This window comes from Halobacillus ihumii (assembly GCF_902726645.1).
GTDB lineage: Bacteria > Bacillota > Bacilli > Bacillales > Halobacillaceae > Halobacillus_A > Halobacillus_A ihumii.
The window spans coordinates 3,429,466-3,444,582 of the sequence record NZ_CACVAO010000001.1; the positions used below are offsets into that span (position 1 = coordinate 3,429,466).

The 15,117-nt window shown below is 41.4% G+C and carries 16 protein-coding genes; 12 read left to right on the top strand and 4 right to left on the bottom strand.

Annotation, left to right across the window (positions count from 1 at the left end; all coding sequences use genetic code 11):
- The first annotated feature begins 36 nt into the window (after positions 1–36).
- The 8 genes from G6R08_RS17105 (at position 37) to G6R08_RS17140 (ending at position 8,850) form a co-directional block, all read left to right on the top strand.
- On the top strand, positions 37–576 hold the full coding sequence (locus tag G6R08_RS17105; RefSeq protein ID WP_163529617.1) for a GNAT family N-acetyltransferase: 540 nt from the start codon (positions 37–39) through the stop codon (positions 574–576).
- A gap of 46 nt (positions 577–622) precedes the next feature.
- Positions 623–1,177 (top strand): GNAT family N-acetyltransferase, encoded by a 555-nt coding sequence (locus tag G6R08_RS17110; protein WP_163529619.1) that lies wholly within the window; start codon positions 623–625, stop codon positions 1,175–1,177.
- Positions 1,178–1,413: 236 nt separating this feature from the next.
- Positions 1,414–2,661, top strand: coding sequence for a metallophosphoesterase family protein (locus G6R08_RS17115; protein ID WP_163529621.1), 1,248 nt, complete (start codon positions 1,414–1,416; stop codon positions 2,659–2,661).
- Positions 2,658–5,582, top strand: coding sequence for an AAA family ATPase (locus G6R08_RS17120; RefSeq protein ID WP_163529623.1), 2,925 nt, complete (start codon positions 2,658–2,660; stop codon positions 5,580–5,582). The genes G6R08_RS17115 and G6R08_RS17120 overlap by 4 nt, the downstream gene beginning before the upstream one ends.
- Positions 5,583–5,662: 80 nt before the next feature.
- On the top strand, positions 5,663–6,223 hold the full coding sequence (locus G6R08_RS17125; protein ID WP_163529625.1) for a GbsR/MarR family transcriptional regulator: 561 nt from the start codon (positions 5,663–5,665) through the stop codon (positions 6,221–6,223).
- A 138-nt stretch (positions 6,224–6,361) separates the two neighbouring features.
- Entirely contained in the window at positions 6,362–7,306 is a 945-nt protein-coding gene (gene yhaM, locus G6R08_RS17130) for a 3'-5' exoribonuclease YhaM (RefSeq protein ID WP_163529627.1), read from the top strand.
- Between the two features lie 24 nt (positions 7,307–7,330).
- A complete protein-coding gene (locus G6R08_RS17135; RefSeq protein ID WP_163529629.1) occupies positions 7,331–8,596 on the top strand; it encodes an MDR family MFS transporter in 1,266 nt (421 codons plus the stop codon).
- 56 nt (positions 8,597–8,652) lie between these two features.
- The gene (locus G6R08_RS17140; protein ID WP_338035444.1) at positions 8,653–8,850 is read left to right on the top strand and encodes a sporulation YhaL family protein; all 198 of its coding nucleotides are present in this window, start codon (positions 8,653–8,655) and stop codon (positions 8,848–8,850) included.
- A gap of 68 nt (positions 8,851–8,918) precedes the next feature.
- Here the strand turns inward: G6R08_RS17140 and G6R08_RS17145 are convergent, their stop codons facing one another.
- Entirely contained in the window at positions 8,919–9,932 is a 1,014-nt protein-coding gene (locus G6R08_RS17145) for a peptidylprolyl isomerase (RefSeq protein WP_163529631.1), read from the bottom strand.
- Positions 9,933–10,128: 196 nt separating this feature from the next.
- Between G6R08_RS17145 and G6R08_RS17150 the strand changes: the two genes are divergently transcribed.
- Positions 10,129–10,212 (top strand): YjcZ family sporulation protein, encoded by an 84-nt coding sequence (locus G6R08_RS17150; RefSeq protein WP_079529326.1) that lies wholly within the window; start codon positions 10,129–10,131, stop codon positions 10,210–10,212.
- A gap of 51 nt (positions 10,213–10,263) precedes the next feature.
- Here G6R08_RS17150 and G6R08_RS17155 read toward each other — a convergent pair whose 3' ends face one another.
- Together G6R08_RS17155 and G6R08_RS17160 are read right to left on the bottom strand one after the other, a co-directional pair.
- On the bottom strand, positions 10,264–10,446 hold the full coding sequence (locus G6R08_RS17155) for a hypothetical protein (RefSeq protein WP_079529327.1): 183 nt from the start codon (positions 10,444–10,446) through the stop codon (positions 10,264–10,266).
- Positions 10,447–10,658: 212 nt separating this feature from the next.
- Positions 10,659–11,207: a DUF3267 domain-containing protein gene (locus tag G6R08_RS17160; protein ID WP_240339760.1), complete on the bottom strand. Its 549-nt coding sequence runs from the start codon at positions 11,205–11,207 to the stop codon at positions 10,659–10,661.
- A gap of 233 nt (positions 11,208–11,440) precedes the next feature.
- Here G6R08_RS17160 and G6R08_RS17165 point away from each other — a divergent pair, with 233 nt between their 5' ends.
- Positions 11,441–11,773, top strand: coding sequence for a DUF1878 family protein (locus tag G6R08_RS17165; RefSeq protein WP_163529633.1), 333 nt, complete (start codon positions 11,441–11,443; stop codon positions 11,771–11,773).
- Positions 11,774–12,254: 481 nt separating this feature from the next.
- Here the strand turns inward: G6R08_RS17165 and G6R08_RS17170 are convergent, their stop codons facing one another.
- Complete coding sequence (locus tag G6R08_RS17170; protein WP_163529635.1) at positions 12,255–12,770, bottom strand: GbsR/MarR family transcriptional regulator; 516 nt, start codon at positions 12,768–12,770, stop codon at positions 12,255–12,257.
- Positions 12,771–13,047: 277 nt separating this feature from the next.
- Here G6R08_RS17170 and G6R08_RS17175 point away from each other — a divergent pair, with 277 nt between their 5' ends.
- Positions 13,048–14,250, top strand: a complete 1,203-nt coding sequence (locus G6R08_RS17175; protein ID WP_163529637.1) for a quaternary amine ABC transporter ATP-binding protein — start codon at positions 13,048–13,050, stop codon at positions 14,248–14,250.
- Positions 14,234–15,085, top strand: coding sequence for an ABC transporter permease (locus tag G6R08_RS17180; RefSeq protein ID WP_163529639.1), 852 nt, complete (start codon positions 14,234–14,236; stop codon positions 15,083–15,085). The genes G6R08_RS17175 and G6R08_RS17180 overlap by 17 nt, the downstream gene beginning before the upstream one ends.
- The last annotated feature ends 32 nt before the right edge of the window (positions 15,086–15,117 follow it).

Consider the following 15,117-nt stretch of genomic DNA (forward strand, 5'->3'; position numbering starts at 1 on the left):
AGTCGAATTAGGTAAGGGAAGGGAGGAGGCCCCATAATGATGGAAGGAAACCATATTCATATTAGAGAACTGAAGTCCGAGGATGCAGAAGCATTGTTGCATTTGCAAAAAGAAAACCGTGCATTTTTTGAAAAATATTCGATGTTACGTGAGGATAGTTTTTATACGACCAAAGCTCAACTAGACAGGATAAAGAAATTTGAAAAGGGCATAAAGCAAGACAGTGAGTATAACTTTGGGATCTTCAAAAATGAGGACCAGGAGTTAATAGGTACGGTAAACCTTTTTCAAGTCCTGCGCGGCTCATTGCAGAGTGCGATCATTGGATATTTTTTAGACAAACAGCATAATGGGCAGGGCTTTACAACTGAAGCGGTACAGCTGCTGGTGAAATATGCGTTTGAGGAGCTGGACTTGCACCGTGTTGAAGCCGGGGTCATGCCCCATAATATTGGGTCACTGCGGGTATTGGAGAAAGCTGGTTTCCATAAAGAAGGGATCGCCAGGAAGAATGTTAAGATAAATGGTCAATGGGAAGACCATCAAGTATTAGCGGTTCTTAATCCGGAAGATTAGTTTGGACTAGAACTGAATTCATGGGTGAACGTGGGAGGAAGAAACTTTGCTATTTCAAAAAGGAAAACTAGCTGTTCGTAAATTGCACGTACGTGATAAATCATTGTTGATCAAATGGCTTTCTGACCCGAAAGTTCTCAAGTATTATGAAGGAAGAGACAGGTCGTTTAATTTAGATGCGGTCAATCATGAGTTTTATCATGTAAGCGATAATGTAATGAGATGTATCATTGAATTTGAAGCGAACGAAATAGGTTACATCCAATACTATAAGCTGGATAAACAAACAAAAGGCTACTATGGGTATGACGAAAGCCAGTCATTAATTTATGGGCTGGATCAGTTTATAGGAGAGGTTAATTGCTGGAATCGTGGCATCGGCCAATTACTAGTAAATTCGATGGTTGAGTATCTCATTCATCAAAAACAAGCAGATATCATTGTTATGGATCCGCAGGTAGTCAACAAACGGGCGGTTAGGTGTTATGAGAAATGTCATTTTCGTAAGGTGAAAATTTTGACTGAACACGAATTCCACGAAGGAAGATATCGTGATTGTTATCTGATGGAATATCAAAAGACAGACTTTACGAAAAGATAAGATAGTATAAGTACATGTGTTACGCTTTTTTAAATGGGCTACTACTTGAGTCCCAAGGCACGCTTCTTTTTCAAGAGGTGTATCCATTTTTAGTTTCTTATTAACTGAATAAGCAGAAAACATACATGTTCCATTTCTTCAAATTGTGTCATTCTAAGTGTAATTGATTATACGAACGTGCATTCGTTTATTTCTTCTGATAAAATAGAGGAAAATAGTGACGGTGGAGGATAAACATGAGTACAGTTCGATTTATACATAGTGCCGATTTGCATTTGGACAGCCCTTTTAAAGGAAGAAACCAGCTTCCGGATTTGTTGCAGGAGCAAATGCGTGAGGCGACATTTGAAGCGTTTGATCGGTTAATCCAACAGGCGATTCAACATAAGGTTGACTTTGTATTGCTTGTTGGTGATTTGTTTGATGAAGAGACGAGGAGTTTAAAAGCGCAAGTCCGGCTCCGCGAAGGGTTTAAGCGATTAGCGCAGCACAATATTGCTGTGTATCTCAGTTATGGTAATCATGATTATATGCAGGGGATGCGCTACCCCATCACGTTCCCGGACAATGTTCATAGTTTTGAACAAGAGACGGTTCAGGCTCTGCCTTACTACAAGCAGGGAGAGCAAGTGGCTGCGATTTATGGCTTCAGCTATGTGAACCGTGCTGTAGAAGACAGGAAAGCTGAAGAGTTCATCAAGCAGGGAACTTGTCCTTTTCATATCGCCATGCTTCATGGAAGTCTTGAAACAAATAGTGAACATGACGTGTATGCTCCGTTTAAACTTGATGAGTTGCGTAACCGGCACATGGATTATTGGGCACTCGGACATATTCATAAGCGGCAGCAGCTGTCTGATCAACCGCCGATTGTGTATCCAGGCAACATTCAAGGTCGTTCCAGAAAAGAAACCGGGGGAAAGGGATGCTCGCTGGTCGAATTAAGTAAAATGGAAGCGAGACAGACGTTTATTCCGCTTCACAGCTTTACATTTGAGGAAGCAACCTGTTCTGCCGTAGATGTGAACCAGCCGGAAGAATTAGAAGGCTTATTTGCACGAGCTAAACATGAAGCCCGTGCCGAAACTCCCGTAATGTTAAGCATTGTTGTTAAGGGAAATAAAGGACTTTTACAAAAGTGGGAACTGGAAGGGATCGTAAAGGAATGGGTTGAGCTTCTTAACGATTCAGAAGACCTTGAGGGGAAATCATGGGTCTGGATTGATCAAGTTACGATCGTTGACCGCCCTGCTTTTGATATGGAAGAACTTAAGTCCGGGCAGCATTTTGCTGGGGAATACTTGCGACATGCTGACGATCTGACGACAGATGAATTATCCCGACAGTTGTCCCCGTTATATGAGCATCGGCTCGCCTCGAAATATTTAGATTCTCTGACGGACGAGGAGCTGGATGACATTTTATCCCGGGCGAAGCAGTTAGTTGTAGAACAGCTCTTGTCTGAGGAGGAGTCAAAGTTATGAGAATCCTGGACTTCCATATTTACGGATTTGGAAAATGGCGTGATTATTCCATGACATTACCATCCAATAACCTTGTGGTGATTGCTGGTGACAATGAAGCTGGTAAGTCTACCATACGAACATTTATCTTATTTGTTTTATTCGGTTTGCCCCCGAAAAAGCGGGTGCTTTACCAGCCGAAAATGGGCGGCCCCGTTGGAGGGAAACTCACGTTACAAACGGAAGAGTACGGAGAAGTGACAGTAGAACGCGTTCATGACCGTAATCAAGGCGCTGCTGTCTGCCGGATTGCTAATGGCGAAGAGAAGGACGAACATTTTCTAAGAAGCATCACTTCCCATATGTCTCAGGCAGCGTATCAGTCTATTTACAGCTTCGACGCAGAAGATCTGACAGAATTGCATGGCTTAAATGGACAGGAATTAGGAGAGGTGCTGATTAGTGTTGGACTGACAGGATCTGACCTAATCTATCAAACCGATAAACGTATTGAAAAGGAACTTGACAGCCGCTTCAAGCCAAAGGGCAAGAAACCGGTTCTAAATCAGCAGCTTGATTCCTTGGATGCTGCTAATAAACAATGGCTCACTTCTGAACGTGAAGTGGGGCAGTATCAGCAGCTGTTAGATGAACAGCGCGAGTTGACGATGAAGCGAGAGGCATTAGAAGAACGGCTGCATCAGCTTCGCTTAAAACGATCAAGTTTTCAACAGTTGAAAAAAGTGCTTCCTGTTGTTCAGGAGTACTATCAGCTCGTTGGGAAGCTGAAAGAAAAACAGCACAGCTATTTTCCTGAAAACGGTACAGATCGGATGCACCAACTTCAGGAAAAACTATTGCCGTTAGAGAGCGAACAGCAATTTGTTCAGGCGAAACTGTCTGAGGCCAGGCAAAGCCAGGAGCATCTGCAAACCGCTTCTTCAACCGTCCTAAACGAAGCGACAACAATAGCTGAAACGAAAACTGTCTATCATCAAGTTGAACAGGATATTGAGCGGCTGCAGAGCAGTATCGAGACGTGGGAGAAACGAATCCAGTCAGAACTCAATGAATTACATCTAGGTATGGATGCAGCAGCCTTTCGTGAGTTTGATTTTCCCTTTTATATAGAAGAAACGTGGCGAAGCGTCAAACATGAGGCCGATCACATAAATGAAGAAGCGGCTGCGATTGACAAAGAAATGAACGCTTTAGATGCTCAGCAACGGCGTCTCGAAGATCAAATGGAGAATCTCGAGCAAGATCAGCTTGATGCAGAACAAGTAGCGGACTGCCAGCGGGTTGTCCATTCCTATGTGCCATCAGCGTCTGAAGCAGCGGGAGGTTGGACCTCCACCGTGCAGCAAAAACAGAGCGCGAGCCGTCGCATGTTCATTGCCTCCATCGTAGTTCTCGCAGCAGGAGCAGCAGTTGCTTTCATGATCTCGAGCTTTCCGATAATGTTAGTTGGCTTAATCATAAGCGGAATTTGTGCGGGTACGGGTCTTTTCTTCAGGCAAGCAGCTCGTGATTACGAACAGATGCTTGCCAGAATTGGTCAGCAGCCTACACATCGTATAAGTGAGTCGGATTTCTTACATGCTAAAGAGGTAGTTGAACAGTATGAGCGGACAAAAGGGGAGTATGCTCATATCAAGGAGCGCTGGAAGCAAGTAAATCATGAGTCGCTGCTAGTTCATGAGAAACAGCGTAATGTATCTGAGCGGAGAAAACGTTTAACGACACGAATCACCGAACAGACGACAATGTATCCTTTTTTATCCTCATTGAAGCCCACCCATTGGGAGCAGCTCTTTCAGTTGTTAAAACAAACAAAAGAAAAGCAAAAAGACATGGATGCATTGAAGGAAGAGCTTACAGCGGCCCTGCAGAAGAAACAAAAGATCGAACAGGATGCGAAAGCTTTTTTAACAGCGCTGAACTTTGAGGATGTACATACAGACATGTCCGAGAAATATCGTCAACTTGAGAAGTGGATCAAGACACAGCAAGCGTCCATTTCAGAGAGCAAACGTCTTCAAGAAGAGATAGGCCGCTTAGAACAAGACCTTGACTATCTCGACCATCAAATAACACCGTTTGCTGCAGAAAAAACAGAATTGCTTGCAAAGGCCGGTGCACATGACCTGGATGATTTTTATGAAAAAGCGCAAGTGGCAGAGAATAATAGGGAAAGAATGCGGCGTAAGGAGCAGTTAGTTGTTCAAATAGAAGGGGTGTTGAATAAACACGACCAGGAGGCATTTAAGGTCTGGGAAGAGGCAAAAGACCCTTCAGAGCTCGAAGTGGAACTAGAAGAAACTGATCGAGAATTTCAGGCGGCTGTTGAGGAGCAGAACACTCTCATGCAGGACATCGCAGCGAGAAAGCATCGTTTGGATTTACTTGAAAGTTCAGAGCAGCATTCCAAGCATTTGCATCAGCTGGCTAATCAGCGTGATGCCTTTCAGGAACAGGCAAAGGAATGGGCAGTTTATCAAATGGCCTCCAGAATCTTAAAGACCACCAAAACGCGTCATCAGGAGAATCATTTACCATCTGTCATCAAGCGGGCAGAGGACTTTTTTGGACGGCTGACGTTTGAAAAGTACACGCGATTATTTATCGATCCTGAGCTTGGCGGGCTCAACGTTGAAGATCACCTGGGCCATGTGTATGAGACCAGTGAATTGTCGAGAGGTACCGCTGATCAATTGTACGTAGCTCTCAGGCTGGCTTTAGGAGATACCATGTCTGCAGCGATACAGGCGCCATTTATTGTCGATGATGCGTTTGTGCACTTTGATGAGGGAAGACGTGAGGTGATGATGAACCTGCTGGAGTCGTTATCTCATAGCAGTCAAATTATTCTGTTTACTTATCAAAAGGAGCTTGCAGAGAAGTGGCATGGATCCTTTTTGCCTTCTAAACGATATATATGAAGGATAAGGTCGCAAATTGCTAATATTAATGATAAAATGTGTTCAGATTAAAAGATGATATAGCAAATGGAGGGTTTCCATTGCCAGAACAGCATAAACAAGACTGGACAAATTATGAAGAAACCATTGAAAAATTTATTCAGGTGATAGCAAAAAACATGAGCCTTTATGGTGTGACTCCATCTATTGGACGCTTGTACGGGGTGCTTTATTTTGAAGAAAACCCGATGACACTTGATGACATGCGCGCGGCTCTTGAAATGAGTAAGACGAGTATGTCTACAGGTGTACGAGCTTTATCTGATATGAAGATGGTGGAGCCAGCCTTTAAAAAAGGGGTGCGGAAAGATTTATACAAATCGGAGGAAGATTGGTATAAGTCGTTCACTTCCCTGTTTGGAAGCCGCTGGAGGCACCATACAGAAACGAACATTGAAGAAGCGGATGAAGCGATTCAAGAATTATTGCAAATTAAAGAGCAGACAGAGGATGTATCTTTAAAGGAAAAAATAGATCAGGACATTGACCGTCTTCATTATGCCCAGAATTATTATCGCTGGCTTATGCGGTTTATTCATGTTGTAGAGTCTGGGGAAATTTTTCAGTATGTACCTAAGATTGATCAAAAACATAGCGAGTAAAAAGAGGTGTCTAACACCGAGGCAGCCTCTTCTGAGTACATGATATGCAAGACTGTTCCAACTTCTAATCCAAGAATGAGCGCGAGCGGATAGAAGCCTTTTTTGGAATGGTCTTTTTATTTAGGGAGGAGAGTCCATATGAAGAAAGGAATTGCACAGCACAAATTAGGGGAGACATTTGATTATTTTCTATTAATAAAAGCAGCTGCAAAAGGGGTAGCGAGCAACAATAAGCCATTTCTTACATTAATATTAGCTGATACATCAGGAGAAATCGATGCAAAGCTCTGGGAGGCAACCCCAGAGGATGAAGCGCTTTTCCAACAAGGAGAGCTAGTCAAAGTGCAAGGAGATGTAGGTCAATTTCGTAATAAACCGCAGTTGAAGATTCAAAGTATCAGACCCGTGCAGCCGACGGATGGTGTGCAGGCCACTGATTTTATGGCAAAAGCTCCGGTGAATAAGGAAGACTTGATGGAACGATTAACGGAAGCAATTTTTGAGATGAAAAATCCATCCATTCAACGTATTACGAGGCATTTTTTAAAAACCTATCAAGACGATTTGTTAAGCTATCCTGCGGCGGTAAGAAACCACCATGAGTACGTATCTGGGCTGGCGCATCATATTGTCTCAATGTTGAATATAGCGAAGCAATTGACGATCCTTTATCCGGATATTAATCAGGACTTGCTGTACGCGGGAATCATTCTGCACGATCTTGGGAAACTCAAGGAGCTTTCAGGACCAACATCCCCGAGCTATACACTTGAGGGAAAGCTGATTGGACATATTCCAATGATGGTAGAGGAAATTCGTGTGGCTGCTGATGAATTGCAAATCGAAGGAGAAGAGGTCACCATTTTACAGCACATGATCCTAAGTCACCATGGTAAATCTGAATGGGGCAGCCCGAAGCCTCCATTAGTACGAGAGGCTGAACTGCTGCACCAAATTGATATGCTTGATGCAGGTATGAACATGTTAAATCGGTCGCTTAAAAAAGTAGGTCCAGGAGAGTTTACAGAGAAGATTTATGCTATGGATCAGCGTTCCTTCTACAAACCAACGTTTGAAGAATAGATAAAGAATATAGGGGATAGAGAGATGAAGTGGCGGGATTGGGATAGAAATTTGAAGATTCGTTTGTTTGGCGAAGGAACGATGAATATATTATTTTGGGCGTTCTTTCCGTTTATGACGATTTATTTTGAACGATCATTTGGGAAGGATTCAGCAGGATTGCTGTTGGTCTTATCTCAAGTATTTTCAGTAGCCGCAAGTTTAATTGGAGGATATTGTGCGGATCGGTTTGGCAGAAAAAGAATGATGGTGTTTGCGGCTATTGGGGAAAGCGCATCGTTTATTTTGTTTGCTGCGGCCAATTCCCCGTGGCTTAGCTCGCCCATTCTGACCTTCTTCTCTTTTAGTCTGCTCGGTGTGTTTGGGGCACTGTACTGGCCAGCGTCACATGCTATGGTGGCAGATGTTGTGGAGGAGAAACATAGAGCAAGTGTATTTGCTGTTTTCTATACATCGATTAATATAGCGGTGGTTATCGGTCCCATTATAGGAAGCTATATCTTTTATACCCACCGTTTTGAAATGCTCATCAGTGGCGTGATTGTGACAGCTATACTAGCGATGGTGCTGGCTTATTTCCTTGAAGAAACGACCACCGTTAGAGAACGGGTTCAGGAAAAAGGGAAGAAGTGGACAGCTGCATTGTGGCAGGAATTAAGAGATTACAGGGTGATTGCCAGTGATCGAACGTTTCTGTTATTTATCGTAGCAGGGGTACTTGTTTCACAAACGTTTATGCAGCTAGACATTCTAATTGCTGTTTATACAAGTGAGGTCGTACAGGAACAGCCATTCATTCATATTGGCGAATTTACTTGGACAATTTCGGGAGAACGGGCTTTTGGCCTTATTTTAGCTGAAAATGGGTTGCTTGTTGCATTATTTACAGTCCTTGTGACGAGGTATATGAATCGCTTAAAGGAGAAGCGCGTATTTATATCATCGTGTCTTCTGTATGCGTTCGGCATGACACTTTATGGGCTGACACAGAATGTTTGGGTATTTATTGCAGCTATGGGGATCTTCACATTAGCTGAGTTAATGGTAGTCGGTATTCAGGAGAGCTTTATTGCCAAGCTTGCGCCGGAGAACATGCGTGGACAGTATTTCTCGGCCGCATCGTTACGTTTCACATTAGGGAGACTGTTAGCACCCTTCTCGTTAGTCGCTACAAACTATGTAAGTTATCAAACGGTATTTATTTCGATTAGTTTGTTAGCCGTTGGGGGCGCCGTAACCTACGCAATTATGTTTGCGAAAATAGAAAAAGAGGCCTTGTCTAATTCTTGATCATATCAGAGAACGTTGATTCATAGAATAGTGATAAATGGGACAGGGAGGATATCATGATGATCTTTGGTATTCCAGTTTGGGTATATTTCTGTATTGTATTTATTTTTGTAAGTGGTTTTATGGCTTTTCGGGCGATGAGGGCTGAGCAAAAGGTGGAACAGCAATTTATTGAGCGTGAAGGACGAGTCTATTTGAAAAGAATGTATGAGGAGAAAGAAAAGCGTAACAAAGGAGCAAGGGACGTTGGCTAAGCGTTACTTGAGCAGTTGAATAGAAATAAGAAAAGCCAGGTGGGGGATCCCACCTGGCTTTTTTATGCTTATTCACTTGATTTATTTTCTTCAGAGGAACTTTGCTCTCCTTCAGAATTAGATGATTCTTTCTGACCTTCAGAATTACTTTTTTCTTTATTGCCTTCAGAGCTATTTCCTTGTTCAGATCCTTCAGAAGAGTCTCCGCCGCCTTCGCTCTTAGGAGGTTCAGGCTGCTTAAATAAATCTTTGAATTGATCAAGCTTCACATCGATTTCTGCTTCTTGCATGAGTTTATCGATTTTCGCTTGTAATTGCTGCTGGTTTACTTTTTGACTAACGAGTGTACGCTTAATTTCTTTCTTCGCTTCTTCGTACGATTTCACATCTTCAACTTTACGCTTGTCCGTTACTTTAATAATATGATACCCAAACTGTGTCTTAACAGGATCACTTATTTCACCAACTTCTAAACCGTAAGCAGCGTCTTCAAACTTAGGAGCCATTTTACCAGGCCCGAAGTAACCTAACTTGCCGCCTTTTTTGGCTGATCCATCTTTTGAATATTCGCTGGCCAGTGTTCCGAAATCTTCACCGTCTTCAAGCTTTTGCTTCACTTCTTTAGCTGTTTCTTCGTCAGACACTAAAATGTGACTCGCCTGTACTTCGGTCTTCATACGTTCGTAGTATTGTTTCATTTCTTCTTCTGATATATCTACTTCTTCAGCCGCAGCTTGTTCTTGCAGAAGACTTAAACGAATAACTTCCTTAAAGGCTTCTTCATCTGTAAAGCCGGCTTGCTGAAGCACCATCTCAAACTTATCACCGTATTGTTCTTTAAGGTTTTCTAACTCCGCATTGACGGCCTCATCAGAAACCTCATAATTAGCCGCTAATACTTCTTCCATTACTAGCTGTTGTAAAACTTGGTCGCCATGCTTATTTTTAAGCTCTTGATAAAATTCTTCCTTTGTTACTTCTCCTCCGCTTGTTTCTACCACTGTTTTTGAATCTCCAGAGGAACAAGCAGATAATGTAAACACACTTGCTGCAAGGGCAGCCGTTATAGCCAATTTCTTCATGATACGTACACTCCTCGAACAATTTGGTAGTCTTTCTTCACGTAGAGGTTTAACAGCCCATGAGTTAATATAACATATTTTACCTCAGCTATTCCACAAGAAGTGTAAAAAATCAGAAGAAGTCTAGGTGCAGGCCCATTCACATCTGATTTTTATCGCATAGGATGTCATATGTCTCAAGGTTGGGGGTGAGTTTATGAGTTACGGATATGGTGGTGGATTTGCGTTAATCGTAGTTTTATTTATCTTGCTCATCATCGTAGGTGCAGCATGGATGTAATTTGATATGAAAAACAGGCTATGTTTTATATTTGGAACATAGCCTGTTTGATTACATATGGTTGAGTACATCTACATATGAAGTGATCAGCAGAATCGTGATCAATACGTTGATTGTTCGAAATACCCGTGATTGCTTTTCAGTGGACATCTTAGTTTTTAAACACAAGGAATGAGTGAGAGAATTGAATACAAATAAGACGATTAGTCCGTAAATAATAAATACGAATGCCACGATGAAGAACCTCCTTTATTCCTATTAACCTACTCTATCAAAATTTTGTCACCTTGAACAGAAGAAACCTTTAAAGGGCTAGTCCCAAAAATTTAATGGATGGTATATCGCGGATAACTTAATGAATGATATGCTGTTCTCTACGTATAGTAGACAAGCATCTGAAAAAAAGCGCCTGCTCTTATCATTATAAGAGCGGCGCTTATCAATTATTACAACTCTGGTCTTTGAATCAGAATATCGTAGCCGTTTTTAGAATTGGCAATCACGCAGCGGCGCGGTGCTCGCGCAAACTGGTTTAAATAAAGAAAGTCGGGGAGTGAAAGTCCAATATTAACAGCGGCGAATATTACCAGGTAGGCAAAGTAGCCTGGAAAAATCACGCTCATCATTAAAGCCGGTACAGTAATCAGCAAAGTAGGTGCCATAGCCATAATGATTGAAGTTTGTTTAGAAAGCTTTGACGTACATTGATACGTGAAAGTTGGTGTAATTCTGTTTCTGAATTTAAACGTTACGCGAACTCGTTTATATAGTAATACCAATGGTAAAATATGCATAAGCCGATGTATCGCAGGTAAGAGAAATAACCCTATCAATAAGGGAATAAATCCAAGATCAATCATCTGGGTCGTTTTATGGATGATGGATAATGGAAGATAGATTACTAGAAAAGACATTAGTCCAGTTAATAGTGATAGTAAGCAGACACGGTTGAAACCGAACTCTTTGTTAATATTTACTGATTTCCAGCAATTCATGATAGAATCCTCCTTTGCGAAACAAAAATACTGTGAATTGTTTTAAAATATCGGTATGATTAAACTCGTAAGTGCTGTAGAGCTTTATAAGCACAAGACGTATATTAGTATGTTTCGTATGAAAAATCAATAGGTTTTTTACTAAAAAAACATTAATTTTTTTATCCATTTAAAAAGGCTTATAAATACAGTAAAATATCACTGCTGTTGTGGAAAAAGGAGGCAAGAAAAAAGTGGGGAGAGAGGATTCTTATAAAGACCTTCATTTTCAAGTTCATCTCCTTTTGAATGTAAAGGAAATGAAGCATTATCCTTTTACTCAAATGGTCGTCAACCATGGTTTAACTGAAGCGGAATATCTGGAAACGATCAGGTTATTTGAGGAACTTGAACATACATATGAGCAGAACCAGGAGGACGGGTTAATCGATCATTCTCCTCTACTTATTCATTTCGCTGGAATGTTGTGTTATAAAATGCCGGTCGAGGCCACGATCATGGCAATGTATGAAGAGAACATACACCCATCTCTTACTGACCGATTATTAAAGCTAATCCGCATATAAGATGAAGCTGGGACGAATTTGAATTAAGCATAAAGTAATCCGAACTATTTTATCAAAATTAGTTCGGATTATTTGTGTGTAAAGAAAGGACTTTCTACCATCGCTGCGTTTATACTATTCAATTTTATTGTTCGATTTTTGGCATCATTGCTTTATATATGTCCCAGCCTCATCAGCTTATGGAGAAACCCTGGTATTCCGCACCAACTAAACAGAATCTTATCAATAGGATAATTAATGAGCGCGGTGAAAAATGAAAGAAGTAAGAAAAAAATCAGGCTGTCGAGACTTTCTCGACAGCCTGAAGAAGCTGGGCCATAACTAAATTCCTTGAGTGACGAATGAAGTGCTATTTTCGTGGTGGGTCGTATGCACCAATTATAGCCTTTAATTAGTTCAGGTTTTCATTTGATAAAAACACTTTCGTCCAAACCTCTTCTTTATTGATATTAAATTGAAGTGGAGCATAGGCTTGAACATGTCAGGTAAAAGGTATTTTATTAGTAGGTTTGATTTCTTGAAACGTTTTAGAAATAAGGTGATGAAAACTGATCATATCTTCTATACGTTTCTGTAAATGGGTGGCTTCGGTCCCGAGTTGGTCCTGATGAGAGCCGCTTTCCATTTGGTGATCAATAGCCTGAAGGGCAGCCATCTGGTCATGACTGGCATCAAGCCACTTTTGTATATAGGAAGACATAAACTTTCTATATAAATTTTCATCCGCTTGATAAAGGTCTTTTCTAACCCCTTTCTTCCACACACGCTCGACTAATCCTTGATCAACTAAATATCGGACACCGGTGCTCATGGATGTTTTACTTTTCCCGAGGGACTCGCTCATTTCATCTAGTGTCATAGGACGATGATGCAGGTAGAGAGTCACAAACAGGCGGGAATCTGCCAGGGACAGGCCAAACATTTCGAGTGTTTTAGAGAACTCTTGGATAACCTTGGTGTTAAAATGTTCAATAGTCTGATTAGAAGTAAGCACCATTCGATCTCTCCTTGCCAAGTTAGGTTAATTTTACATTACTATACATACCAAAAATTGAAAAATTGCGGATAAAACAGAAAAACGGAGATATTTGTCGGAATCTATAGTGATTTCGTGTTTAAATTACATACAGAATAAACTGTATGTAATTTTTGAACTTATTTTTAAGAATTTATCGTTTGAATTTTATATTGCAAATAGGTTACAGTATATAAGGCGATGGAATGAGTACGTTGGTCGTACAATGATTGAACAATAAAAATATGAGGTGAGAGATGTGCCGATCATTGAAGTGAAGGACCTCTCTAAGATCTTCGGAAGAAATGCGAAGAAAGCAACGAAGTATCTGGATGAAGGTTTATCTAAAGAAGAAATATTAGAAAAGACAGGAAACACAGTGGGTGTTAATCGAGCATCCTTTGATGTAGAAGAAGGTGAAATCTTTGTCATCATGGGCCTTTCTGGAAGTGGTAAATCTACTTTAGTTCGCTTGATTAATAGATTAATTGAACCAACAGAAGGCAGTGTGTACATTGATGGGGAAGACTTGGCGAAAATTGATAAGCAAAAATTAAGAGAAGTGCGCCGGCAGAAATTGAGCATGGTCTTCCAACGTTTTGCTCTGTTTCCTCATCGAACTATTTTGGAAAATGCCGAGTTCGGTCTGGAAGTACAAGGTGTCGATAAGGAAGAGCGGAAGAAAAAAGCGAAAGAATCGCTGGAAATGGTAGGACTTGGAGGTTACATCCAACAATTTCCGGGACAGCTATCAGGTGGAATGCAGCAGCGTGTCGGTTTAGCCCGTGCTCTTGCCAATGATCCGGAAATACTATTGATGGACGAAGCTTTCTCAGCACTGGATCCACTTATTCGAAAAGAGATGCAGGATGAACTGCTCGAACTGCAAGAGTCAATGAAGAAAACGATTCTATTTATTACCCACGATTTAGATGAAGCACTGCGAATCGGGGATCGAATTGCGTTGATGAAGGACGGACGAATTGTACAAGTTGGAACTCCAGAAGAAATTCTGGTTAATCCTGCGAATGAGTATGTTGAGAAATTCGTTGAAGATGTCGACCGTTCCAAAATCTTAACAGCAGAACACGTTATGAAGCGTCCGGAAACGGTAGATGTTGAGAAGCACGGTCCGAGAACTGCACTTGAACGCATGCGCAAAGAAGGCCTTTCAAGCATCTATGTTACTGATGCGAAGAGAAATCTTCATGGTTATGTGACGGCTGACGATGTAGCAGAGGCAGCTAAAAAAGAAGAAAGAAGCTTAAAAGCGATTTTGCGATCAGAAGTTCCACAAGTACAAAAAGATACTTCGATGCAAGATATCTTTACGATTATTCACGATTCAGCAGTTCCTGTTGCAGTCGTTGAAGAAGGAAAGCTGCTCGGAATTATTGTAAGAGGTTCCGTGCTGGCAGCACTAGCTGGAAATGAGGTGAATGTAGATGAAAATAATTCCTAAGTTACCAGTAGCTGAGTGGGTTTCTACAGCTACGGAATGGACAACAGATACATTTGAATTCCTATTTGATTTTATTAAAGAAGACTTTGGACGTTTTATCGAGTTCTTTGCAGAAGGACTGCTAATGGGAATTCCTATTTGGTTATTTATTGTCGTTGTTGGACTTATTGCCTTCTTTATTTCAGGCAAAAAAATCGGACTCACAGCCTTTTCTGTGATTGGACTTTGGTTTATTCAAAACCAGGAGCTATGGCCAGAGCTGATGAACACCTTTACCTTAGTTATATTTGCTAGTTTAATCTCGGTCATCATCGGTGTTCCATTCGGAATCTGGATGGCGAAAAGTAAAGTTGTAGAAAGCATTTTGACACCAATTTTGGATTTCATGCAGACGATGCCAGCCTTTGTTTACTTAATACCGGCTGTTGCTTTCTTTAGTATCGGGATGGTCCCTGGTGTATTTGCTTCTGTTATTTTTGCGACACCGCCAACTGTACGTTTTACAAACCTTGGGATTCGCCAGGTTTCTCATCAGTTAATTGAAGCGTCTGATGCCTTTGGAACAACAGGCTTTCAAAAACTGTTTAAAGTCCAGCTGCCTATGGCTAAGAAAACAATTATGGCAGGTATCAACCAAACGGTGATGCTGGCACTGTCCATGGTCGTTATCGCATCTATGATCGGTGCCAAGGGACTGGGTCAGACAGTTATTACAGGTCTTCAGCGTGCTGAAGTAGGTACAGGTTTTGTTGCGGGTCTTGGTATTGTTATTTTAGCGATTATCATTGACCGCTTCACGCAGAATCTAAATACGCAACGCGGAGATCAAGCTTAATCCATTTGGTTATAGAGGCTTAGACAGCCTTT

Coding starts and splice junctions, on each gene's coding strand:
- G6R08_RS17105 (WP_163529617.1), top strand. CDS start 37: ATGATGGAAGGAAACCATATTCATATTAGAGAACTGAAGTCCGAGGAT.
- G6R08_RS17115 (WP_163529621.1), top strand. CDS start 1,414: ATGAGTACAGTTCGATTTATACATAGTGCCGATTTGCATTTGGACAGC.
- G6R08_RS17120 (WP_163529623.1), top strand. CDS start 2,658: ATGAGAATCCTGGACTTCCATATTTACGGATTTGGAAAATGGCGTGAT.
- yhaM (WP_163529627.1), top strand. CDS start 6,362: ATGAAGAAAGGAATTGCACAGCACAAATTAGGGGAGACATTTGATTAT.
- G6R08_RS17135 (WP_163529629.1), top strand. CDS start 7,331: ATGAAGTGGCGGGATTGGGATAGAAATTTGAAGATTCGTTTGTTTGGC.
- G6R08_RS17140 (WP_338035444.1), top strand. CDS start 8,653: ATGATGATCTTTGGTATTCCAGTTTGGGTATATTTCTGTATTGTATTT.
- G6R08_RS17145 (WP_163529631.1), bottom strand. CDS start 9,932: ATGAAGAAATTGGCTATAACGGCTGCCCTTGCAGCAAGTGTGTTTACA.
- G6R08_RS17150 (WP_079529326.1), top strand. CDS start 10,129: ATGAGTTACGGATATGGTGGTGGATTTGCGTTAATCGTAGTTTTATTT.
- G6R08_RS17160 (WP_240339760.1), bottom strand. CDS start 11,207: ATGAATTGCTGGAAATCAGTAAATATTAACAAAGAGTTCGGTTTCAAC.
- G6R08_RS17170 (WP_163529635.1), bottom strand. CDS start 12,770: ATGGTGCTTACTTCTAATCAGACTATTGAACATTTTAACACCAAGGTT.
- G6R08_RS17180 (WP_163529639.1), top strand. CDS start 14,234: ATGAAAATAATTCCTAAGTTACCAGTAGCTGAGTGGGTTTCTACAGCT.